This is a genomic window from Rugosimonospora africana (assembly GCF_016862975.1).
Taxonomy (GTDB): Bacteria; Actinomycetota; Actinomycetes; order Mycobacteriales; family Micromonosporaceae; genus Rugosimonospora; species Rugosimonospora africana.
Genome location: NZ_BONZ01000016.1, coordinates 35,768 through 56,504, shown reverse-complemented (window position 1 = coordinate 56,504; position 20,737 = coordinate 35,768). Strand labels below are relative to the sequence as shown.

Genomic DNA, 20,737 nt, shown 5'->3' with positions numbered 1-20,737 from the left:
TGATCGTTGACGAGGCAGGCTGGATTCAGGGCACACTGTCGGTACCCTTGTGACCTCGATCCCGCGCACCGATGGCGGGAAGTCAACGCCACCGCGTGGTGTTGGACGATAAGTGGGTAACGAGACTGAGTATGCGTTCGTCGGTGACCATCAGGAGGAGGAGGCGATGACCCCAACCCTCACGCCGCCACCGGAGACGGTGGCTTTCCCGGGCGCCGATGAGCGGTGCGACCGGTGCAGTGCGGCTGCGAAGCTGCGCGTCATGATCGCTGGAGGCGGTGAGCTCGTGTTCTGCGGGCACCACGCCAACAAGTACGCCGACAAGCTGGTGAAGATCGCGGTTCAGGTCGCGGTCGACCCGGAGTTCTCTTGGCGCGGCACCGAGCTGATGGCCAGCTGAGGTTTAGATGTGAAGCGGGGCGCCCCCCACCAAGGGGGCGCCCCGCTTCTCGTCTCTACGGCCGGTTCAGAGCGTCTGGAGGGTCGCGATGCGCTCCTTCAGCTGCTCGATGGTGGCCTGAGCGCTCGGCGGCCCGCCGCACAGCCGGCGCAGCTCTGCGTGGATCTTCCCGTGCGGCAGGCCGGTGCGGTGGTGGTGCGCGGCGACCAGCCCGTTGAGCTGGCGGCGCAGCAGTACCCGACGCTCTCCGGCGGTCGGCGGTGCCGATGGGGCCGTTGCGACCGGCTGGCGTTCGGGCCGCCGCCGCTCCGCCGCCACCTGGTCGGCCTGCCGCTTGGCCAGCAGCGTGGCCACCTGGTCCGGGGTGAGCAGGCCGGGTAGGCCCAGGTACTCCTCTTCCTCCGGGGTGCCGGCCAGAACGGGGGTACCGAAGGACGCCCCGTCGAAGATGACCTGATCCAGCTCAGCTGTGGCGGACAGCGCCTCGAACCGCTTCTCCAGCTCTCCCGACGCGTCCTCGGCGCGCTGTGCCCGTTCCAGCAGGTCGTCGTCCAGGCCGTCGGGATCCTTCGGCTTCCCGAGCACGTGGTCGCGCTCCGCCTCCATCTCGCTGGCGAGCCCGAGCAGGTGCTCCACGCTGGGCAGGAAGACCGTCGCGGTCTCCCCCGGCCGACGTACCCGGACAAAGCGCCCGATCGCCTGGGCGAAGAACAGCGGCGTCGAGGCGCTGGTGGCGTACACGCCGACGGCCAGACGCGGGATGTCCACGCCTTCGGACACCATGCGCACCGCCACCAGCCATCGCTGCTCAGAGGCGGCAAACAAGGCAATCCGCGCGGAAGCCCCCACATCATCGGAGAGCACCACGACCGCCTTCTCGCCGGTCAACTGCTCGATCAGCTTGGCGTAGGCGCGGGCGGCCTGCTGGTCGGACGCGATCACCAGGCCACCGGCGTCGGTCATGCCGTGGCTGCGCAGCGCCGTCAGCCGCGCGTCGGCCGCCCGCAGCACCTGCGGCATCCAGTCTCCGGTCGGGTCCAGAGCGGTGCGCCACGCCTGCGCGATGAGGTCCTGGGTCATCGGCTCGCCGAGCCGGGCGGCCAGTTCGTCACCAGCGCTGGTGCGCCACCGGGTCTCCCCGGAGTAGGCCAGGAAGATCACCGGGCGGACGACGCCGTCACGCAGCGCGTCGGAGTACCCGTACGTGCTGTCCGAACGGGAGCGCTGCAGCCCGTCGGAGCCCCGCTCGTACCGGACGAACGGGATCGGGTTCTCGTCGGAGCGGAACGGCGTACCGGTGAGCATCAGCCGCCGTACCGCCGGCTCGAAGGCAGCCTTGACCCCGTCTCCCCAGGAGCGGGAATCCCCGGCGTGATGGATCTCATCGAGCACGACCAGGGTCCGGCGCGTCATGGTGCGCCGCCGGTGCACCTCCGGGGCCATGCCGACCTGCGCGTACGTGACCACCGCGCCGTGGAAGTCGGCCGAGGAGTGCACGTCGGCGTTGCGGAACGCCGGGTCGAGCTGGATGCCGACCGCCCCGGCAGCCGCCGCCCACTGAGTCTTGAGGTGTTCGGTCGGGGTCACCACGGTGAGCGCCTCGACTGTGCCGTCGGCCAGCAACTCGGCCGCGATCCGAAGGGCGAAGGTGGTCTTGCCGGCGCCAGGCGTGGCCACCGCGAGGAAGTCCTCGTCGCGCCGGCGCAGGTACTCGACGAGCGACTTGCGCTGCCAGGCCCGCAACGCTGGGAACTGTTCCAGGACCGGCCGAGGCGGTGCCATCCCCTCCCCTTCCAGGGCATACAAAAACCCCCGGGGTCTGTACGACCGCGTCGCGGGCCGGCGTTGTGGCCGGCCGGTCGATCGGGCGTTCGAGGGCGGCCTCCAGCTTAACCGTTGCCGGCTGGCGGAGGCGGCAGTGGACCCGGTGGCGTCGACGGACCCGGTGGCGTCGACGCTCCCCAGTTGCGGCGCAGTGCGAGCAGCCGGACCACGAAGATCAGCACCGTGGTACCGACGATCAGCAGCGGCCGGTTCACGTCCACCTTCACCAGAACCGTCACGACTCCCGCGCCGAGCAGCGAGGCGATCGCGTAGATCTCGCGGCGCAGGACGACCGGAATCTCGCCAGTCAGCAGGTCGCGGCCGAGGCCGCCACCGATCGCCGCGATCATCCCGATCACACAGGCGCCGACGGCCGGCACCCGGGCGTCCAGCGCCTTGAGCGTGCCGGTGACGGTGAACAGCGCCAGCCCGGCGGCGTCGAGTACCAGCACGGTACGGCGGAGTCGGTTGAACTGCGGGTGCAGCCAGAACAGAAGCAGAGCGGCCAGTACGGCGACGACCAGGTACGCCCAGTGCGTGAACGCGTACGGCGGCACCGCGCCGATCAGCAGGTCCCGCACGATGCCGCCGCCGAGCGCGGCGACCGCTCCGACGAACACGACGCCGAACAGGTCCAGCCGCTTGGCGACACCGGCGGAAGCGCCGGAGGCGGCGAAGACCGCCACGCCGACCAGATCCGCGACCAGGGCCGGCGTGACGTTCATCCGCGATTTTCGGTGTCTGAGATCCCGGGCGCGGCCTCGCCGGCCAGCGCCGAAAGACGGAATCTAGTCGACAAACCGGTCAGACTCGAAGATTTCCTTGCACGCCGGGCAGACCGGCGAACCCGGCTTCGGGGCCTTGGTCACCGGAAACTTCTCGCCGCACAGCGCCTCGACGTAAACGCCCATGACCGCGCTCTCGGCGATCTTGTCCTTCTTGACGTAGTGGAACATCTCCGGCCCGGTGTCGGCCTCTTTCACATCCGGACGCTCTTGGACCTGAGTACTCATGTGGTCAATTGTGACAGGTGGCCGGCTATCCCGAACAGGTCGGACCGAGGCCGCGGACCGGCCGGCCGGTCGCCGGATCGAGGCGCAGGTCGAACGTGCCGTAGTTGGTCGTCACTCTGACCTCATCGTCCCCGGTGAACTCGGCGACCACCGACGGCCCGCACGGCCTGCCCAGATTGCCCTGGTCACGGGCGCCCACCCCGGAACCCGCGAACGCGTGCAGCTGCCGGCCCCGCAGCACGGTGACCAGGGCCACGGCGCGCTGCCCGTCGGCCGATCGGGCGATCACCTGCGGCTGGTACCGGAAGACGGCCAGCCCCCACGTGGTCAGCGCGGCGACGCCGACCAGCGCGGTCAGCACGACCAGCCAGGCCCGCGCGACCACCCGGCCGTGCTGGGCGGCCTCGCTGGTCACCGGCACACCGACCCAGTACGCGATCAGCGCCAGCAGCATCGCGAAGAACAGGTCGCGCACCGGGTCACCCAGATATTGGTGGACGAGCACGAGCGAGGTCGGGTTCCAGGCACCGAGCACGGTGCCGGCCAGCGCCAGGAGCGCGAGCACACCGGCGACGAGCCCGGCGGTCCGGCGCCACCGCGTCACCGGCGGCGCGTAGAAGTCCGTGGCAGGGATGCTCACCAGCCGATGCTCGCAGAACGGGCGGCACGGCGAGGGCCCGCGCGACCCGATCCGACCGGAGCGCGACCGGATCGTTACACCCGGTCCGCGGATCTTCGATTGCGCCGGTCAGGGTAGCGTCCTGGGCGTGAAAGAGTTCGACATCAGCTACGGCGACGAGGTGGCCAGCGCCCTGCGCGACGGCGCCCCGGTCGTCGCCCTGGAGACCACCATCGTGTCCCACGGGCTGCCCCGCCCGGACAACCTGACGGTGGCCCGCCAGATCGAGCAGGCGGTCCGGGACAACGGCGCCGTACCGGCCACCATCGGCATGCTGGGCGGCCGGATCGTGGTCGGCATCGACGACGAGCAGCTGACCCGGCTGGCGACCTCCGACCAGGTGGCAAAGCTGTCGGTACGCGATCTCGCGGTGGCCGCCGCGACCGGGGCGGACGGCGCCACCACGGTCGCCGGTACCAGCGCCATCGCGGCCGCCGCCGGCATCGGGGTGTTCGCGACCGGCGGGATGGGTGGTGTGCACCGTGGCGCCCCGTACGACGAGTCGGCCGACCTGGTCACCCTCGCCCGCTGCCCGATCGCGCTGGTCTGTGCCGGGGTGAAGTCGATCCTGGACGTGGGCGCCACCCTGGAGCGCCTGGAGACGCTGGGCGTGAGCGTCGCCGGCTACCGGACGACCCAGTTCCCCGGCTTCTTCATCAGCGACAGCGGATTCGCCCTGGACTGGTCGCTCGACTCGCCGGAACGGATCGCGGCCGCCCTGCGCGCCAGGCAGCAGCAGGGAGTGCACCACAGCGCCCTGGTCATCGCGAACCCGCTGCCCACCGACGAGCAACTGGACCCGGCGCTGCACGACCGGGTACTCGCCGACGGGCTGGCCAAGCTGGACAGCGAGGGGATCACCGGCAAGGCGGTGACCCCGTTCCTGCTGTCGCACTTCCACTCCGCCACCGAGGGACGCAGCCTGGCCGTCAATGTGCGGCTGATCCTGCGCAACGCCGCCCTGGCCGCGCAGATCGCGGTCGCAGCGGCAGGCCGGTGACCGGCCGGATCATCGTCGTCGGCGACATCGTCACCGACGTTCTCGCTGTCTACAGTGGACAGTTGGCCGCCGGCTCGGACACCCCAGCCCAGGTGTCGCTGACCGCCGGCGGCTCCGCCGCCAACACCGCCGCCTGGCTGGCCGCCTCCGGTACGCCGGTCACCCTGGTCGGGGTCGTCGGCGACGATGCCGCCGGTACCGACCGCCTGGCGGAGCTGGCCGCCGCCGGGGTGGACTGCGCGGTACGCCAGGTCGCGGACGCCCCCACCGGCACCGTGGTCGTGCTGTCCCACACCGGCGAGCGCACCATGCTCTGCGACCGGGGCGCCAACGCACGGCTGTCGACCGGCGACCTCGATCGGGCGCTCGCCGGCGCTCCGGACGCGGTACACCTGCATCTGTCCGGTTATGCGCTGTTCGACGGGGATTCCCGGCCGGCCGGTCGACATGCGCTGGCGACGGCGCGGCGTGCCGGGCTGACGACGAGCGTCGACGCGGCGTCCGCCGGTCCGCTGCGTCGGGTCGGTGGTCCCGCGTTTCTCGACTGGGTACGGGATGCCGACCTGCTCCTGGCGAACCTCGACGAGGCCGTGGCACTGGTCGGGTCGGCCGACCCGGTGGCGCTGTCCCGGCACGCGCGGCACGCGATCGTGAAGCGCGGCGCCGACGGGGCGGGCTGGGCCTCGGCCGGTACGGAGCCGGTGGAGGTACCCGCCCAGCCGGCCACCGTGGTCGACGTGACCGGGGCCGGTGACGCGTTCGCCGCTGGCCTGCTCACAGCCTGGCTCGGCGGGGCGGCACCGGCCGACGCGCTGGCCGCCGGTGCCCGGCTGGGAGCGGAGGCGGTGGCGACCGCCGGAGCTAGGCCGCCAGGCCCGCCTGGTCTGTGGGCGGGCCGGTCAAGCGGCCCGGAGATGCAAGGCTGACCTAATCTTCGGCGTCGATGATCCGGATCGTGGTGCCCGGAGACAGCGCCTCGGGCTGGTCCGCGGGTGCGGCCGTAGACTTCTCGGCCCCCCGGGTACGCCGCAACGGCGGCCGGTCATTGGCCAGGATCACCGCGAGCCACGGGATCACCACCATGCCGACCAGGCAGATCGGGATCCACAGCCACAGCAGCGGGGCGTGGACGCCCACGAGCACAGCCGCCGCGATCAGGCACAACGCCCGGATGGACATCATCATCAGGTAGCGCACCTCGCGGGAGTGCAGCTGATCACCCTGGCTGTGCTCGGCATCGGTGATCACCACCGGTCGAGAGGCACGCTTCACGTCCGGGAACCTTCCTTGGGGCTGCCTTCCATCCTTGCACCGATCCGACCGGTACGCGGATCCCGCCATCGGTATCGATACGTAACGGGCGCGTCGCGATCTCTCCCCCTATGATCTGGCGGATGGATGCCCAGGGCTGGCGACTGAGCGTGGACTTCGGGACCTCTCACACCGTCGCCGTCTACCGACGGCCGGACGGGATCGCCTCACCTCTGCTGTTCGGCACCTCACCGCTGCTGACCTCGGGAGTCTTCGCCGGTCCGGCCGGCCTCCTGACCGGTCCCGACGCCGAGCGGGCCGCCGCCGAGAACCCGGCCGGCTACGAGCCCCACCCGAAGCGGCGCATCGACGACGGCACGGTCCAGCTGGGCGACCGGAAGTTCGCCGCCGTCGACCTGATTGCCACCGTCCTGGTCCACGTCGCCATCGAGGCGTACCGCGTCGCCGGTGCCGCGCCGGCACACGTGGTGCTGACGCATCCGGCGGCGTGGAGCCCCGCCCGGCTGGCAACGCTCACCGAGGCGGCCCGCCGCGCCGGACTGACCGCGGTGAGCCTGGTGCCCGAGCCGGTGGCCGCCGCGGCGTACTTCTCGATGGTCGTGCGCGGGCCCCTGCCTCCGGGCCGGTGCGCGCTCATCTACGACCTGGGTGCCGGGACGTTCGACGTCAGCGTGGTGCGCCAGACTCCGCAGGGCTTTCAGGTGGTGGCCAGCGACGGCGTACCGGACCTGGGCCAGCTGGATCCCGACGAGCCCGCAGCCGGCCCGCTCCTGGACCGTACCGTCGACGTGACCCTCGCCACGCTCCAATCGGCCGGCGTACCGCGGGAAGGCATCGACGGCCTGTTCCTGATCGGTGGATCCAGCGGCAGCCCCGCCGTGACGACGCTGCTTCAGCAGCGCTTGGGCATCGCGCCCACGGTCGTCGACCGACCGGAGTTGGTCGTCGCGCAGGGCGGCCTGTGCCTCGCGCCGCCGGCACCGGCGCCCACCGGCGCCGCGAGCGCGGCCGCCGCTCCGACGACGACCGGGTTGCCGACGACGACCGGGGTGCCGACGAGGGCCGGCGCTCCGACGACGGCTGGCCTGGCGGCGGCTGGCCTGTCAGCCACTATTCCGGCGGCGGGTGGGCCGCTCCCTCCGGCCGGCCCTCCCATGCCCGCGGGCGCGGCACCCCCCTGGCCGGCTCCACCGGGGAGCGTGCCGCCCGGAGCCGCGACTGTGGGCGATCCGCCGCCTGGATCCGCGCCACCCGGATCCACGCCGCCTGGATCCACGCCACCTGGGTCCGTCCCGCCTGGATCCGTCCCACCCTGGGGCGCTCCGCCGCCAGGGTCTGTGCCTCCCGGTGGCGCGCCGCCGATCCCCGGCCAGTGGGGGCCGGTGCCCGGGACCGGGCAGCCGGGTCCGTGGGCGACGCATGGACCGGTAACCAAGCCACCCCGCCGCCCCAACCCGGTGGTGCGGCGCGTCGTCATCGCGCTCTGTTGCGGCCTCGTCGTCCTGCTCGTGGCTGGTGTCGGTGCGGTCCTGTGGTACACCGGATCGCTGCCGTTCGGATCGAAGCTGAACGCGCAAGGCAGGCACAACGCCACCCTGTTCGCCGGCCACGACGACCTGCTGAAACTGGCCAAGCCGTTCCTGAACGACGTCGAGTGCCAGGGCGTGATACCCGTCGATGACGAGGTGCGGCACGTCCGGTGCCAGGTCCCGGGCGACACGGTTCTGAAATGGACGATCGATTTCGAGGCGGTCACCAGCGCAACGGCGCGCGATGCGCAGCGAGAGACAGCCGCTGCCAAGCTAGCCGAGAAGCTCGATCTGCGGACGTTCGGCTACACGACGAAGGATTACGCGTCTGGTCGCGGCGCCGCCTGGCGCGTGGACGGTGAAGTCGTCCCCACCTGCTACCTCTACTGGGACGACAACGGCTCGAACTCCTACGCCACCCTGTCCAGGGACGAGTTCGTACACGACGTGGGCAACCAGAAGACCGACTGTGAGATCACCTGGAACGACCACCTGAGCAAATACCTCGGCGAGACCCCACACATCTCGCCATGACCGGCCCGGCCGGACCGGTTACGCCTTCGCCTTGGCGGCGGCCTTCAGCTGCTGCTTGTACTCGCGGACCTGGAGCAGAGACTTGTCGTCCACGATGTCCGCCACCGACCGGTGCGAGCCCTCCTCGCCGTACGCGCCGGCCGCCTCGCGCCAGCCCTTCGGCCGGATGCCGTACTGCTTGCCCAGCAGCGCCACGAAGATCTGCGCCTTCTGCTTGCCGAAACCGGGCAGCTCGCCGACCCGCTTGACCAGTTCCTTGCCGTCCTTCGCGTCGGACCACACGCCGGCCGTGTCGGCGTCGTACCGCTCGACGATGATCCGGCACACCTCCTGCACCCGGGCGGCCATCGCCTTGGGGAACCGGTGCAGGGCCGGCGGCTTGGAGAAGATCTCGGTCAGCGCGTCCAGGTCGTAGTCGGCCAATTCGGTCACGTCAAGATCGTGACCCAGGCGCTGCTGGAGCACGTACGGCGAGCTGAACGCCTTCTCCAGCGGGATCTGCTGGTCGAGCACCATCCCGATGAGCAGCGCGAGCGGGCTGCGTTGCAGCAACGCGTTGGCCTGCTCGTCGATCGGCAGCGTCAGTGTCACGGCGGCCTCCCAGGTCGCGGGGCTGTTGCCGTACATCCTGCCTGCTGGCCAGGCATGACGGACAGCGGGCCGGGACGTTTGCCGTACCGGACGATCGGGAACTTCGGGCGCCATGTCGACGCTGGCACAGTCCGCACGCGGTACCGCCGGAAAAGCCCGCAACAGCACCATCGTGCACGCGCTCGCGCGGGGCGGGTTCGTCGGGTACGGCATCCTGCACCTCGTCGTCGCCTGGCTCGCCCTGCAGATCGCCCTGGGCCACTCGTCCAACGAGACCGACCAGTCCGGCGCCTTCCAACTGCTGGTACGGGAGCCGTTCGGCCGGCCGCTGGTCTGGATCATCGTCGTCGGGCTCGCCGGCATGGCCCTCTGGCAGGTGCTGGCCGCGATCACCGGCTACGAAAGCGAGCAGGGCAAGCGGAAGGTCTTCGAGCGGATCGGCGCGGCCGGGCGTGCGGTGATCTACGCGGCCCTGGCGGTGGACGCCGGGAAGGTCGCGGCCGGCAACCCGACGTCCAGTGCCGGCGAGCAGCGGCAGACCACGGCCGGCGTACTGGCGCACACCTCCGGCCGGGTGCTGGTGGCGATCGCCGGCGTCGCGGTGCTGGCCGGCGGCATCGGGCTGATCGTCTTCGGCGCGAAGCGCGCGTTCGCCAAGCGGCTGCACACCGAGCGGATGGGGCCGGGTACCCGGAAGGCGACGACCGCGCTGGGCATGATCGGGTACCTCGCGAAGGGCGCCGGGTACGGCATCGCCGGCGGCCTGCTGTTCGTCGCCGCGGTACACCGCGACCCGAAGAAGTCGGGTGGGCTGGACGCGGCCCTGCACACACTGGCCGGGAAGCCGTACGGGCAGGTGCTGTTGATCGTGATCGCGGCCGGGTTCGCCGCGTTCGGTCTGTACTGCTTTTTCCAGTCCCGGTACCGCGACGTCTGACGGGTGCCGGCAGGATAGGCCCGTGCCCGACACTGGAAAGCGGCCGCTTGACCGCGACGCCTCGTCCCTCGGCTCCGCTGGCGCCCGCAACGACACTGGAAAGCGGCCGCTTGACCGCGACGCCTCGTCCCTCGGCGCCGCTGGCGCCCGCGATTACCCTGCCCTGCTCGAACCGGCCGCACTCTGGCGGCTGCGCGAGGCCCTTCACGGCGCCGGGTACACCAGCAGCGGGATCGCGTCCCGGATCGGCCCGGAGGCGACCGCTGCCGTGCGCCGGGGCGACTTCCGCGCCGCCCTGCGGGCCACGACCGACCGCGATCCGCTCGCGACGCTGATCCGGCTGTTCATCTGCGCCAAGATCGAGCCGGAGCGGTCGGTCCGGTCCGCGCTGCCACTGGACGAGCTGCTGGCGGGCGGGATGCTGGTGCGTACCGGCGACGGGATCCGCGCCGGGGTCGACCTCGAACCGTACGGGGACTCCTGGTGGATCGTCTCCGACCTGGGCATCGGTACCCAGGGCGGCCCGCTGCCCGAAGATCACGTGCTGGGTGTCGGCGGGGCCTCCACCACGCTGGCGGGAGCGACCCTGCGCGCACCGGTCGGCACCGCGCTGGACCTGGGCACCGGCTGCGGAGTCCAGGCGCTGCACCTGTCCACGCACGCCGGGCGGGTCACCGCGACCGACCTGTCCGACCGGGCCCTGCGTTTCGCCGCCACCACGGCCGCCCTGTCCGGGCAGGACTGGGAGCTGCTGCGCGGCGACCTTTCGGCCCCGGTCGCCGGGCGCCGTTTCGACCTGGTGGTGAGCAATCCGCCGTTCGTCGCCGGGCCGGGCAGGGCCACGCACACATACCGAGACTCGGGCCGGGCAGGCGACGCGATCTGCGCCGAACTGGCCGCCGCCGCTCCCGGCCTGCTGGCCGAGGGCGGGACCTTCCAGTACCTGGCCAACTGGCTGCACGTCGCGGGGCAGGACTGGCGGGACCGGGTGGCCGGCTGGGTCGCGGGTACCGGGCTGGACGCGCTGGTGATCCAGCGGGAGGTGACCGATCCGGTCTCGTACGTGAACCTGTGGCTGTCCGACGCCGGCGAACGCTCGGACCCGAGGCGTGCGGCGGAGTGGCTGGACTGGTTCGACGCAAACAAGATCGAGGCGGTCGGTCTCGGGCTGGTGACCCTGCGGCGCACCGGGCGCCACGATCCGCTGATCCGGATCGAGGACCTGCGGCAGGCGGTCGACGCGCCGCTGGGCGATCACCTCGGCGGGTGGCTGCGCCGGCTGGACTGGCTGCGTGCCCGCGATTCCGCCGCCCTGCTCCGCGAGCGCTACCGGGCGGTGCCCGGCCTGACGTTGCACCAGGAGGCGACGATCGGCCAGGAGGGCTGGGCGGTGGACCGGCAGTTGCTGGCCCTGCCGAGCGGCCTGCACTGGAGCGAGGAGGTCGATCCGCTGGTGATGGCGCTGGTGGGCGGGTGCAACGGCGCGGTACCGCTGGGCGACCAGTTGGCCGTGCTCGCCGCCGCGCACCAGGTCGCCGAGCCGGCTCTGGCCGAGGTGGCCGGACCGATCGTCGGGCACCTGGTGGAGCGCGGGTTCATCGAGCCGGTCGCCGGGCAGCCATGGGAAGGCGGAACGCGGTGAGGGCGCTGGTCCAGACGGTCAGCCGGGCCAGCGTGACGGTCGACGGGGAGATAGTCGGAGCCATCGAGGACGGGCTGCTGGTGCTCGTCGGGGTCACGCACAGCGATACGCCGGAGGTCGCCGCGCGGCTCGCCCGTAAGACCTACGAGCTGCGGGTACTCGACGACGAGCGGTCCGCGGCCGACGTCGGCGCACCGGTACTCGTGGTGAGCCAGTTCACTCTGTACGGCGACGCCCGCAAGGGCCGGCGGCCGTCCTGGATCGCGGCGGCTCCCGCGGAGGTGGCCGAACCGCTGGTCACCGCGTTCGCGGAGGCACTGCGGGCACAGGGCGCGAAGGTCGAGACCGGCCGCTTCCGGACCCACATGCTGGTCGAGAGCGTCAATGTCGGCCCTCGGACAGTACTCCTGGAAATCTGACTTAACTCACTTTTCCCCTCAGGATTTGACGCCGACAGTCCGCCGCCTTACTCCGACTTCACGCGCCTGGGTTCACGCTCGTTGTTGAAAGCCACCAAGCTTCGACAACGGGGAGGCGAGTGAACGTGGCCCAGCCACTCACCGCGACGCGAATCATGCCGGCGGACGTCGCCGACGAGCAGATGGATACCGCCACGAACGGCGGGACAGCGGCCGCGACCGTCACGGCGGCCAGTCCGATCGCGAGCGATGAGCCGGCGGACCTGGACGCCGAGGACCGTGGAGCCTCGGCCGATCTGGTCCGCGCGTACCTCAACGGCATCGGCCGCACCAAGCTGCTCACCGCGGCGCAGGAGGTCGACCTGGCCCGGCGGATCGAGGCCGGGCTGTACGCCGAAGAGGTCATGGTCAGGACCGTCGATCCCGCGCTGCGCGCGGACCTGGCGACGGTCGCTCGCGAGGGACACGCGGCGAAGGACCACCTGCTGGAGGCAAACCTGCGCCTGGTGGTCAGCATCGCGAAGCGGTACACCGGGCGGGGCATGGCCTTCCTTGACCTCATCCAGGAAGGCAACCTCGGCCTCATCCGCGCCGTCGAGAAGTTCGACTACACCAAGGGCTACAAGTTCTCCACCTACGCCACCTGGTGGATCCGCCAAGCCATCACCCGCGCCATGGCCGACCAGGCCCGCACCATCCGCATCCCGGTCCACATGGTCGAGCAGGTCAACAAGATGGTGCGGGCGCGCCGCGACCTGGCCACCGCCCTCGGCCGGGAGCCGTCGATCGGCGAGATCGCGAGCGCGCTGGGGATCGAGGAGTTCCAGGTCATCGAGCTGATCTCGTACGACCGCGAGCCGGTCAGCCTCGACCAGGCCGTCGGCGAGGACGGGGAGAGCGCGCTCGGCGACTTCGTCGCCCGGGTGGACCCGCGCGAGGAGCCGGCGGACAGCGTGTCCAACGGGATGCTGCGCGAAGAGGTGGAGGTCGTACTGGCCACCCTGTCGCAGCGTGAGCAGGCCGTCATCCGGCTGCGGTTCGGCCTGGACGACGGCCGGCAGCGGACGCTCGACGAGGTGGGCCGGGAGTTCGGCCTCTCCCGTGAGCGCATCCGCCAGATCGAGAAGGTGACGCTGCTCAAGCTCCGCCACCCGTCGCGGGCCAAGCGCCTGGAGGCGTACGCCAACTGACAACTGAACGCCGACGAACGCGGGCGCCGAGGGATTCCTCCGGCGCCCGCGTCGCGTTCGGGTTCAGTGCAGGCGGTTCAGCGCAAGCGGCGGGGGCCGGTGTCGGGACGGTACCCGGACTGTCCGTAGTGGACGGACGCGTGCAGTACGGATATTCCGTCCGGCCGGGCCAGTACGGGATTGAGGCTCAGCCGCCGTACCTCGGGGTGGTCGTCGATCAGCCGGGCGGCCCGGAGCAGCAACTCCTCCAGCGCGGCCACCCGTACCGACCGCGCTCCCCGGTGCCCGAACAGCAGGGCGGAGGCCCGCGGCTCCCGAACCAGTCCGGCGGCGTCCCGGTCGGTCAGCGGCACGGCCCGCCAGGCCCGGTCGCCCAGCAACTCGCCGGTGACTCCGCCCGGCCCAAAACCGATGACCGGCCCGAACGACGGATGCTGTAGCGCTTCGATCACGCAGGACACGCCGGGGGCGACCATCGGCTGCACGATCACCTCGACCCGCCCGGTGCCGGCCCCCGCAATGCCGGTCCCCTCAGTGGCCGCCTCCGCAGTGGCCGCCGGCCAGGGGCCAGCCGGCTCATCCGCCGGCCCGGTCAGCGACAGCCGGGTCAGCTCCTCGTAGGCGGTGCGCACGACGGCGGCGTTCGCCAGGTCCAGCCGTACCGCACCGAGATCGATCCGGTGACGCACTTCGGGATCGGCCAGCTTCAACGCGACCGGATAACCGAACCGCTCCGCGGCGGCCAGCGCCGAATCCACGTCCCGGGCCGTGGTGGAGGCCACCACCGGAATGCCGTACGCGGCCAGGAGTTCATCGGGCGGCGCACCGGGCCGGGTCTGCCCGATGGACAGGTCCGGCACGGTACCGGCCGGCTCGCGCCGCCAGGCGGCGTACCGGGCCACCCGACCCAGCGCGCGTACCGCCTCCTCGACGGACGGGTACTGCGGGACGCCGGAGATGCGCCCGCCGGACTCCGGGCCGGCGGTCACCAGCGTGGCGACCACCGGCTTGTCGCGACCGGCCAGATCGGCGATGTGCTGGCGGAACCGGGCCGTCTCGGCGGCGTCCACCGGCGGCGGTGGCGCACAGGCCACCACGAGCGCGTCCACCCGGGGATCCGCCATGGCGGTGGCCATCGCCTCGGCGAAGCGAGCCGGGTCGGCCCGCGGCCCGACATCGGACCGGGCGGTGACGCCGAGCCCGGCGGCTGCGCAGGCGCCCACGGCCAGTACGGACAACGCCGACGAGTTGGTGACGATGCCGACCCGGGCGCCGGCCGGCAGCGGCTGCCCGGCCAGCAACACGCCGACGTCGAACATCTCGGCAACGGTGTCCACCCGGATCACGCCAGCCCGGGCCAGCAGTTCCCCGCCGTCCGGCTCGGGCCCGGGATCCGGCTCAGGCCCGAGATCCGGCTCGGGCGCGGGGATCGGTTCGGGCCTGAAATCCGGCTCAGGCCCGGGAATCGGCTCGGGCCCGAGTCCGAACCGCAGGCCGGTCGGGCCTGGATCGGAGGCGCCGGCGACCGCGCCGGGCGCGGCCCGGCGGCGCAGATTGGCCACCGCGACGATCGGCTTGTGCCGGCCCAGCCGGCGGGCCAGCCTGGTGAACTTGCGCGGGTTGCCGAACGTCTCCAGATACAGCATCACCACGTCTGTCGCCGGATCGTCCTGCCAGTACTGCAACAGGTCGTTGCCGGACACGTCGGCCCGGTTTCCCGCCGACACGAAACTCGACAGGCCCAGCCCGCGCCGGTCCGCCTCGGCCAGCAGCGCTACTCCGAGCACGCCGGACTGGCAGAAGAAGCCGACCCGGCCGCGAGGCGGCAGCACCGGCGCGAGTGTGGCGTTGAGCCGCACCGCCGGGTCGGTGTTCGCGATGCCCAGGCAGTTCGGGCCGATCAGCCGGATGCCCGCGGCCCGTACCTGGGCCACCAGGTCGCGCTCCGCCACTGCCCCGGCCGGGCCGGCCTCGGCGAAGCCGGCGGAGAACACCACCGCTCCGGCGACGCCTCCGGCCGCCGCGTCGGCCACCGCGGCCGGTACCGACTCCGCCGGTACCGCGATCAACGCGAGGTCGGCCGCCCCGGACAGCGACTGTCCACTGTGGACGTCGTGGACAGCGCCTCCGAACGACGCCAGGTTGCGCAGCACCGCGGCACCGACGCCGGTACCGTCGCGACGGGCACCGTAGACGGCCACCGATCCCGGGCTGAGCAGCCGGGCGATCGACGCCGCCTCGGTGAACTGCTCCCGCCGGTGCTGCACGGCCACCGACTGCTCGGTCGGCCCGATCGGGAACTCCAGGTGCACCACGCCGTCCGCGTACTGCCGCTGGATCTGGTACCCGGCGTCGGCGAACACCCGCAGCATCCCGCTGTTGACCGGAAGTACCTCGGCCACGAACCGGATGATCCCGGCCACCCTGGCGTGCTCGGCCAGGTGCTCCAGCAGGACCGAGCCGATGCCCCGCCCCTGGTACGCGTCGGCCACCACGAACGCCACCTCGGCCTCGGCCGACTCCGGAGCCAGCCGGTCGTACCGTCCGACCGCGATCGCCCGGCCGCCGGACATCACGACCAGTGCCTCCCGGTCGCGATGGTCGACGTTGACGAACCGGAACAGGTCGCGCTCCGGGATCCGCGGGTACGGCGAGAAGTACCGCAGGTATCGGGTGCGCTCCGAGAACTGCGCGTGCATCGCGATGATCGCGGCGCCGTCGTCCGGCCGGATCGGTCTGATGTGGACGGTCGAGCCGTCGGACAGCAGCACATCGGACTCGGCCGCCGCCGGCCGGTCTCCTGTGACACCCTCGGGGTCCACCGGTCAGTCCCGGGGATCGTGCGGGTCGAGGCCGAGCAGCGGGAACACCGCCCTGCGGGTGGCGATGATCGCCCGGTCCACCGCGTCCGGTTCGCCGCTCGGTTCCCAGGGCGTCCAGTGCGGTGTGACGCCGTCCGTCATCGCCTCGGGCGCGTACCGGTCGGGGCAGCGGCGCTGGGCGAGTTCCCGCCATTCGCCGGGGATCGGCAGGGCTGGATCGAGCGGTTCGCCGGTGGCGATCGCCAGCAGGTGCGCCCAGGCTCGCGGTACGGCCTCGACCAGCGCGTACCCCCCACCGCCGGTGGCCACCCAGCGCCCGCCGCACACCTCGTCGGCCAGCGCCGACAACGCGAGATAGCTGGCCCGCTGCCCGTCCACGGTCAGGCGCAGGTCGGCCAGCGGATCGAGCCGGTGAGCGTCGGCGCCGCACTGGGTGAACAGCAGCTCGGGGCGGAACGCCCGGACCACCGAGGGAACGATCGCGTGGAACGCTCGCAGCCAGCCGGCGTCGCCGGTACCGGGCGGCAGCGCCACGTTGACCGCGCTGCCCTCGGCGCCCGGCCCACCGGTCTCGGCCGGGAACCCGGTGCCCGGGAACAGCGCCACCGGCGTCTCGTGCAGGCTCACCGTCAGCACCCGGGGATCGCGGTAGAACACCTCCTGCACGCCGTCGCCGTGGTGCACGTCGACGTCGACGTACGCGATGCGCTGCGCGCCCCGTTCGAGCAGCCGGGCGATGGCGATCGCCGGGTCGTTGTAGACGCAGAAGCCGCTCGCCCGGTCCGGCATGGCGTGATGCAGGCCACCAGCGACGCTGACCGCGTGCGGCACCTCGCCGGACCAGACCGCCTCCGCCGCGGCCACGGTCGCGCCGACGACCAGCGCGCTGGCCTCGTGCATGCCGGCGAACACCGGGTTGTCCGGCGTCGTCAGGCCCCACTCGGTGAGCGATTTCCCGCCGGGAGCCGCGCCGCCCGAGCCTGCGCCACGCTCGGACGAGCCCGCGTCGCCGCCGGCCGAGCCCGCGCCGCTCTCGGGCGAACCCGCGGCGCGGACCGCCTCGATGTACCCCGCCGTGTGCACCAGGTTGAGAAGGCGGTCGTTCGCCGGCTCTGGCGCCACGATGCGGACCCCGGGCCGGTCCAGCACGCCCAGTTGCCGGGCGAGCGCCATGGTGAGCTCGACCCGTACCGGGTCCAGCGGGTGGTCACCGAGGTCGTACCGCAGCAGATCCTCGTTCCAGACGACGGTGGTGTCCCACCACCCGTCCGGGCTCGGTCCGGCCGCGCTCACGAGGTGGCCACGGGTCGGTCCGGATCGGTGATCCACTCGCTCCACGAGCCGACGTACAGGGCCGGGTCCGGGTACCCGGCGGCGGTGAGCGCCAGCACGGTGTGCGCCGCGGTCACCCCCGAGCCGCAGTACGCGCCGGCCGGCGTGCCCGGCGCCACACCGGCCGCCTCGAACTGTGCGCGCAGCTCGGCGGCGGGCAGCATCCGGCCGTCCGGGCCGACCAGCCGGGTGGCGGGCAGGTTGACCGCGCCCGGAATGTGACCGGCGACCGGATCGATCGGTTCCGTCTCGCCCCGGTAGCGCGGCTCGACCCGCACGTCCAGGAGCACTCCGCGCTCGGCGGTGGTGGCCGCCCCGGCCGCGTCGAGGACCGGGAGCTGGCCCGGTACCACGGTGAAGTCCCCCGGTGCGGCGACCGCCTCACCCGGCTCGACCGCGCGCCCCGTCGCGGTCCACGCGGCGTACCCGCCGTCGAGTACCCGTACGTCCGGATGCCCCGCCCAGCGCAGCGTCCACCACAGCCGGGCGGCCGCCTCGCCGGTACCCGTGTCGTAGACCACTACCGAACGGTCCGCGCGTACCCCGGCGGCCCGCAGTTCGCGCTCCAACCGGCCCGGCTCGGGCAGCGGGTGCCGGCCACCGGCGCCGGGTCTCCCGCAAACTTGATCATCCAAGTCGAGGAACACCGCGCCGGGTATGTGCCCGATAAGGTAGTCCCGCCGCCCCGGCGGCCCGTTCAGCCGCCAACGGACGTCCAGGACCGTGGGCGGCGCCGCCTCGGCCAACCGCTCCGCGAGCGTGGACACATCGATCAGCGGGCTCTCGGTCAACGCACTCCAGTCAGTCACACCGACAGTTTGTCGTATCTGGCGGGTACCATTCACGCTCGGAAGGAAGGCACACGTGGACGATCTCCTCAACACCCCCAACCTTATGTTTCGTCGAAACCCTGGTGTCGCCACCAGCGGGTATGGTCGCGCGCTCACCGGCGCGCAGGGATCGGTTCGGCGCGCCGCCGTCCGGGAGGAGTCGGGCTGTGTCGTCTGATCTCATCGACACCACCGAGATGTACCTCAAGACGATTCTCGAACTTGAGGAAGAGGGCGTCACTCCGCTGCGCGCGAGGATCGCGGAGCGGCTGCACCAGAGCGGTCCGACGGTCAGTCAGACTGTCAACCGCATGGAGCGCGACGGGCTGCTGACCGTCGAGGGTGACCGGCACCTGATGCTGACCGGGGCCGGCCGGGAGCACGCCGTCTCGGTCATGCGCAAGCATCGGCTGGCCGAGCTGCTGCTGGTCAACGTGATCGGCCTGCCCTACGAGGAGGCGCACGACGAGGCGTGCCGGTGGGAGCACGTGATGAGCGAGGCGGTCGAGGCCAAGGTCTACGAGTTGCTCGGCCGGCCCACCCGCTCGCCATACGGCAACCCGATCCCCGGGCTCGCCGACTTCGACCAGGACGCCACCGCCGCGGCCTCCGGTGAGGTCGAGCGCAACCTGGCGTTCCCCGGCCTGTCCGGTTCGGTGGTCGTCCGGCGGATCTGCGAGAGCGTGCAGACCGACGTCGAGGTGCTCCGGCAACTGCACGCCGCCGGGGTCGATCCGGGGGCCACGGTCAACGTCGCGCAGGACCGCAACGACGTCATCATCGACCGCTCCGGCGATCAGATCAGGCTGCCCCGCGAGGTCGCCTCCCGGGTCTTCGTCGCCGCCCACTGAACCGACCGCACCGATCGTCCCGGTCGAGGCGCGGGGGCCAGTTGGGGCGGTCAGGCGGTACTCGGCCAGGCAGCGCTCGGTCAGGCGGTGCTCAGGTCGATCTGCTTCGCCAGTGCGACCAGCTTGGGCAGCAGCGCGTTGACGTCACCTCCGGCGGTGCCGTTCGCGCTGCGGTACCGCAGAACGATCAATCGCTGGTTCCCGGACAGCCAGCCCACCTCGAGCCCGGGGCCGGCGCCACTTCCGGCCGCCACCGACGAGCTGTATGCGATCTTGCCCAGGCCGCTGACGCTGGCGCTGCCCTTGGGCGTCACGGTCTTCTTGAACGTTTCGTTGTCGGCCTCGGTCGCGGTCACGGCGAGCGAGAGGTCCGGCACGCCGCTCTCGGTCTGCTGGAGCACGCAGGTGTATGTCGCGTCCACGTTGCCGGACGCCGCGATGTCGAAGTCGATGCCCAACTGCGCCTTGATGACGTCGTAGTCGAACAGCTGGCAGGCACCGCCCGCCGATTCCGCCGGTTCCCGGCTGGCCACCGGCGGAATGAACGTGCCCACCGGCGCGTCATCGCCACCGCAGCCGGCGCCGGTCAGCCCGGCACCCAGCAGGGTCACGGCGCACACCGCGCCGGTCAGCCAGCGTCGCACCCGCTCCTCCCGATCCGTGTGCTCAGGCCGGCAGTTCATCGACGATCCGGCGGGCGATCTCCAGCGAACTGGTGGCCGCCGGCGACGGCGCGTTGAGTACGTGCAGTTGGCGGTCGCCGCGCAGCAGGAGGAAGTCGTCCGCGAGCGCGCCGGACCGGGTGACCGCCTGCGCCCGTACGCCGGCCGGGGCGGGTACGAGATCGTCCCGGGTCACCTCCGGTACCAGACGGGCGAGGCTGGCCGCGAACCTGCGGCGGGACAGCGACCGGCGTACCTCCGCGACGCCGGTACCCAGGTGTGTCCGGGCGAGCCGCCACAGCCCCGGGTACCCGGCCGCCTCGGCGAGGTCGCGTACGTCGACCCGGCCCCAGCGGTACCCCTCCCGAGACAGCGCCAGTACGGCATTCGGGCCGGCGTGCAGGCTGCCGTCGGCCATCCGGGTCAGGTGTACTCCGAGGAACGGCAGGCTCGGGTCCGGTACCGGGTAGATCAGTCCCCGTACCAGGTCCCGCCGTACCGTGAAGTACTCCCCCCGGAACGGCACGATCTGCACCTCGGGCCGGTATCCGGCCAGCCGCGCGATCCGGTCCGCGTACAGCCCGGCGCAGTTGACCAGCACGTCGACCGGCATGTCGCCACCGGTCGTCTGGACCACGCCGGCTCCGATCGAGGTGACCCTTGTGTTCAACCGGACCTGGCCGCCGCGCTCGGCGATGAGCCCGGACAGCACGTCGCAGACCGCGCCGTAGTCGGTGATCCCGGTCGTTTCGACGTGCAGCGCGGCGACGCAGGAGACGTGTGGCTCGATCTCGGTCGCCTCGGCCGGGTCGACCAGCCGGGCCGGCACCCCGTTGGCGACGGCACGTTCGGCGAGCGCGTGTAGCCGGGGCAGCTCGGTTTTATCCGTCGCGACGATGAGCTTCCCGGTCACTTCGACCCGGACCCCGTTGTCGCGGCAGAACTCGACCATCGAGCGCGCCCCGGCGACGCACAGCTTCGCGCGCAGGCTGCCAGGCCGGTAGTAGACGCCGGAGTGGATCACGCCGGAGTTGTGTCCGGTCTGGTGGGCGCCCACCCGCGCGTCCTTCTCCACCACCGTGACCGTCGCATGTGGACGGTCGAGGAGCAGCCGGTGCGCGACCGCGAGGCCGACGATTCCGGCACCCACGATGACGTAGCGGGTAGCCTGCACCGGCACACCCTACCGACCGCCGCCCGGCCGCGACAG

The 20,737-nt window shown here is 72.0% G+C and carries 20 protein-coding genes; 9 read left to right on the top strand and 11 right to left on the bottom strand.

Annotated elements, in window-relative coordinates; genetic code table 11:
* The first annotated feature begins 166 nt into the window (after positions 1-166).
* Complete coding sequence (locus Raf01_RS09810) at positions 167-400, top strand: DUF7455 domain-containing protein (protein WP_203917456.1); 234 nt, start codon at positions 167-169, stop codon at positions 398-400.
* Between the two features lie 66 nt (positions 401-466).
* Here the strand turns inward: Raf01_RS09810 and Raf01_RS09805 are convergent, their stop codons facing one another.
* The 4 genes from Raf01_RS09805 to Raf01_RS09790 form a co-directional block, all read right to left on the bottom strand.
* Positions 467-2,182, bottom strand: coding sequence for a DEAD/DEAH box helicase (locus Raf01_RS09805; RefSeq protein WP_203917455.1), 1,716 nt, complete (start codon positions 2,180-2,182; stop codon positions 467-469).
* A 107-nt stretch (positions 2,183-2,289) separates the two neighbouring features.
* Positions 2,290-2,949: a trimeric intracellular cation channel family protein gene (locus Raf01_RS09800; RefSeq protein WP_203917454.1), complete on the bottom strand. Its 660-nt coding sequence runs from the start codon at positions 2,947-2,949 to the stop codon at positions 2,290-2,292.
* Between the two features lie 63 nt (positions 2,950-3,012).
* The gene (locus Raf01_RS09795; RefSeq protein ID WP_203917453.1) at positions 3,013-3,237 is read right to left on the bottom strand and encodes a DUF3039 domain-containing protein; all 225 of its coding nucleotides are present in this window, start codon (positions 3,235-3,237) and stop codon (positions 3,013-3,015) included.
* 25 nt (positions 3,238-3,262) lie between these two features.
* Positions 3,263-3,877, bottom strand: a complete 615-nt coding sequence (locus Raf01_RS09790) for a hypothetical protein (RefSeq protein WP_203917452.1) — start codon at positions 3,875-3,877, stop codon at positions 3,263-3,265.
* Positions 3,878-4,004: 127 nt separating this feature from the next.
* On the opposite strand from Raf01_RS09790, the gene Raf01_RS09785 reads away from it, so the two are divergent.
* Both Raf01_RS09785 and Raf01_RS09780 read left to right on the top strand, forming a co-directional pair.
* Positions 4,005-4,916: a pseudouridine-5'-phosphate glycosidase gene (locus Raf01_RS09785; RefSeq protein ID WP_239133490.1), complete on the top strand. Its 912-nt coding sequence runs from the start codon at positions 4,005-4,007 to the stop codon at positions 4,914-4,916.
* A complete protein-coding gene (locus Raf01_RS09780) occupies positions 4,913-5,842 on the top strand; it encodes a carbohydrate kinase family protein (protein ID WP_239133489.1) in 930 nt (309 codons plus the stop codon). The genes Raf01_RS09785 and Raf01_RS09780 overlap by 4 nt, the downstream gene beginning before the upstream one ends.
* A 1-nt stretch (position 5,843) precedes the next feature.
* Here the strand turns inward: Raf01_RS09780 and Raf01_RS09775 are convergent, their stop codons facing one another.
* Positions 5,844-6,188 (bottom strand): DUF3099 domain-containing protein, encoded by a 345-nt coding sequence (locus Raf01_RS09775; RefSeq protein WP_203917450.1) that lies wholly within the window; start codon positions 6,186-6,188, stop codon positions 5,844-5,846.
* 122 nt (positions 6,189-6,310) lie between these two features.
* On the opposite strand from Raf01_RS09775, the gene Raf01_RS09770 reads away from it, so the two are divergent.
* Positions 6,311-8,251, top strand: coding sequence for an Hsp70 family protein (locus Raf01_RS09770; RefSeq protein ID WP_203917449.1), 1,941 nt, complete (start codon positions 6,311-6,313; stop codon positions 8,249-8,251).
* 18 nt (positions 8,252-8,269) lie between these two features.
* Here the strand turns inward: Raf01_RS09770 and Raf01_RS09765 are convergent, their stop codons facing one another.
* Positions 8,270-8,842, bottom strand: coding sequence for an HhH-GPD-type base excision DNA repair protein (locus tag Raf01_RS09765; protein WP_239133488.1), 573 nt, complete (start codon positions 8,840-8,842; stop codon positions 8,270-8,272).
* A 112-nt stretch (positions 8,843-8,954) separates the two neighbouring features.
* Between Raf01_RS09765 and Raf01_RS09760 the strand changes: the two genes are divergently transcribed.
* From Raf01_RS09760 to sigB, 4 genes are all read left to right on the top strand, one after another.
* Positions 8,955-9,779 (top strand): DUF1206 domain-containing protein, encoded by an 825-nt coding sequence (locus tag Raf01_RS09760; protein WP_203917447.1) that lies wholly within the window; start codon positions 8,955-8,957, stop codon positions 9,777-9,779.
* 163 nt (positions 9,780-9,942) lie between these two features.
* The gene (locus Raf01_RS09755) at positions 9,943-11,421 is read left to right on the top strand and encodes a DUF7782 domain-containing protein (protein ID WP_203917469.1); all 1,479 of its coding nucleotides are present in this window, start codon (positions 9,943-9,945) and stop codon (positions 11,419-11,421) included.
* Positions 11,418-11,840 (top strand): D-aminoacyl-tRNA deacylase, encoded by a 423-nt coding sequence (gene dtd, locus Raf01_RS09750; RefSeq protein ID WP_203917446.1) that lies wholly within the window; start codon positions 11,418-11,420, stop codon positions 11,838-11,840. Before Raf01_RS09755 ends, dtd begins: the two co-directional genes overlap by 4 nt.
* Positions 11,841-11,965: 125 nt before the next feature.
* The gene (sigB, locus tag Raf01_RS09745; RefSeq protein ID WP_239133487.1) at positions 11,966-13,030 is read left to right on the top strand and encodes an RNA polymerase sigma factor SigB; all 1,065 of its coding nucleotides are present in this window, start codon (positions 11,966-11,968) and stop codon (positions 13,028-13,030) included.
* A gap of 77 nt (positions 13,031-13,107) precedes the next feature.
* Here sigB and Raf01_RS09740 read toward each other — a convergent pair whose 3' ends face one another.
* From Raf01_RS09740 to Raf01_RS09730, 3 genes are read right to left on the bottom strand one after another with little or no spacing between them, the layout of a single operon-like run.
* Entirely contained in the window at positions 13,108-15,852 is a 2,745-nt protein-coding gene (locus Raf01_RS09740; RefSeq protein ID WP_203917445.1) for a bifunctional acetate--CoA ligase family protein/GNAT family N-acetyltransferase, read from the bottom strand.
* Between the two features lie 3 nt (positions 15,853-15,855).
* A complete protein-coding gene (locus Raf01_RS09735) occupies positions 15,856-17,145 on the bottom strand; it encodes an acetoin utilization protein AcuC (RefSeq protein WP_239133486.1) in 1,290 nt (429 codons plus the stop codon).
* Positions 17,142-17,993, bottom strand: a complete 852-nt coding sequence (locus Raf01_RS09730) for a sulfurtransferase (protein ID WP_203917443.1) — start codon at positions 17,991-17,993, stop codon at positions 17,142-17,144. The genes Raf01_RS09735 and Raf01_RS09730 overlap by 4 nt, the downstream gene beginning before the upstream one ends.
* A 188-nt stretch (positions 17,994-18,181) precedes the next feature.
* On the opposite strand from Raf01_RS09730, the gene Raf01_RS09725 reads away from it, so the two are divergent.
* Complete coding sequence (locus Raf01_RS09725) at positions 18,182-18,865, top strand: iron-dependent transcriptional repressor DtxR (protein WP_275412972.1); 684 nt, start codon at positions 18,182-18,184, stop codon at positions 18,863-18,865.
* Positions 18,866-18,945: 80 nt separating this feature from the next.
* On the opposite strand, the gene Raf01_RS09720 is transcribed toward Raf01_RS09725, so the two are convergent.
* Positions 18,946-19,509 carry a hypothetical protein gene (locus Raf01_RS09720; protein ID WP_203917441.1) on the bottom strand — a complete coding sequence of 188 codons (564 nt, stop codon included), beginning with the start codon at positions 19,507-19,509 and terminating at the stop codon, positions 18,946-18,948.
* 22 nt (positions 19,510-19,531) lie between these two features.
* Complete coding sequence (gene lhgD, locus Raf01_RS09715) at positions 19,532-20,701, bottom strand: L-2-hydroxyglutarate dehydrogenase (RefSeq protein WP_203917440.1); 1,170 nt, start codon at positions 20,699-20,701, stop codon at positions 19,532-19,534.
* Between the last annotated feature and the right edge of the window lie 36 nt (positions 20,702-20,737).